The 1224-nt window shown below is 67.3% G+C and carries 2 protein-coding genes; both read right to left on the minus strand.

Annotated features, from left to right (window positions below):
- The coding region (locus DBR23_RS32140) for a serine dehydratase beta chain (RefSeq protein WP_369882143.1) at positions 1 to 112 on the minus strand (112 nt) is incomplete at its 3' end.
- A gap of 315 nt (positions 113 to 427) precedes the next feature.
- On the minus strand, positions 428 to 1224 hold a 797-nt coding region (gene hpnC / locus DBR23_RS19195; protein WP_108499271.1), incomplete at its 5' end, for a squalene synthase HpnC.

The following is a 1224-nucleotide window of genomic DNA, read 5'->3' on the forward strand; positions in this document are numbered from 1 at the left end:
CGGTGTCGCGCACATGGCAGGCAAATTGCCGCGCCGCAATCATGGGCCCCACGGTATGGGAGCTGGACGGCCCGATGCCGATCTTGAAGAGGTCGAAAACGCTGACAGACATGGTGGGGGTGACCCTGGGCTCTGAGAACCAGTGTTAAAGGTGCCCCAGCGCTTGTGGCGCGCAGGCACGGGCCGGCAGGGTGGGGGTGTTGGCCGCCGCCCTGCCACGGTGGCCGCGAGGCTAACCGGGTGCAGTGGCAGGGGCATGCTCGCTATCCCTGCCCCTGCTGGGTCAGGGGCGAGAGGCATCCCAATAATTTGCTATCAATTAAGTAGCAATTGGTGCATATGAATCATGCGCTACAGGCCGTTTTGGCACTGGATTTTGCGTTGGCAGGCCAATGTGTGAGCCCGCCTTGTGGCCCATGAATCTTTCTTACATCACCAGCGCGCGGCCCAGCATCACGCACCAGTCCCACCCACGGAGCTTGGGCCGGGTGTGCAGGCTGCCTCCTTTGAGGACCTCGACCTTGTCGAGGATGCGCAGGCCGCCTTGCACCACCAGCCGCAGCTCCCAGCCGGCGCGGCCGGGCAGGCGGTGCACCAAGGGGGCGCCGCTCTGCATCGTGGTGCGCGCCCAGTGGGCGCAGTCGGCAATCAGGCGGGCGTTCTCGCGGGTGCTTTGCAGCGCCAGCAGCTCGGACTGGCAGGCGCCATACGCTACGCAGTCGGATCGCGGCAGGTAGTGGCGGCCCCGGGGAATGTCCACGGACAGGTCCTGCCAGAAGTTGATGAGCTGCAGCGCCGTGCAGATGGCGTCGCTCTGGCGCAGCGCCTCGGCGTCGTGCACTCCATACAGGTGCAGCAGCAGCCGGCCCACCGGGTTGGCCGAGCGGCGGCAGTAGTCCAGCAGCTCGTCGCGGTCGGCGTAGCCCTCGCCGTCACGGGTTTTCTCCACGTCTTGGGCAAAGGCGCTCAGCAGGTCTTCCAGCAGCGGCACGGGCAGCTGATGGCTGCGCAACACGCCTTGCAGCGGCAAAAACACGCTGGCCCAGCGGGGCGAGGGCGCCTGGCCCTGGGCAATCGCGCGCAGGTCGGCCAGGTAGGCCGCCAGGTCGTCCAGGCGGGCGGCCGGTGTGGCATCGCCTTCATCGGCAATGTCGTCGGCAGTGCGGGCAAAGGCGTAGATGGCGGCGATGGGCTGGCGCAGGTGGGGCGGGCACAGCACGGACG

It is taken from the genome of Acidovorax sp. HMWF018 (genome assembly GCF_003061035.1).
In the GTDB taxonomy this organism is placed as follows: Bacteria; Pseudomonadota; Gammaproteobacteria; order Burkholderiales; family Burkholderiaceae_C; genus Acidovorax; species Acidovorax delafieldii.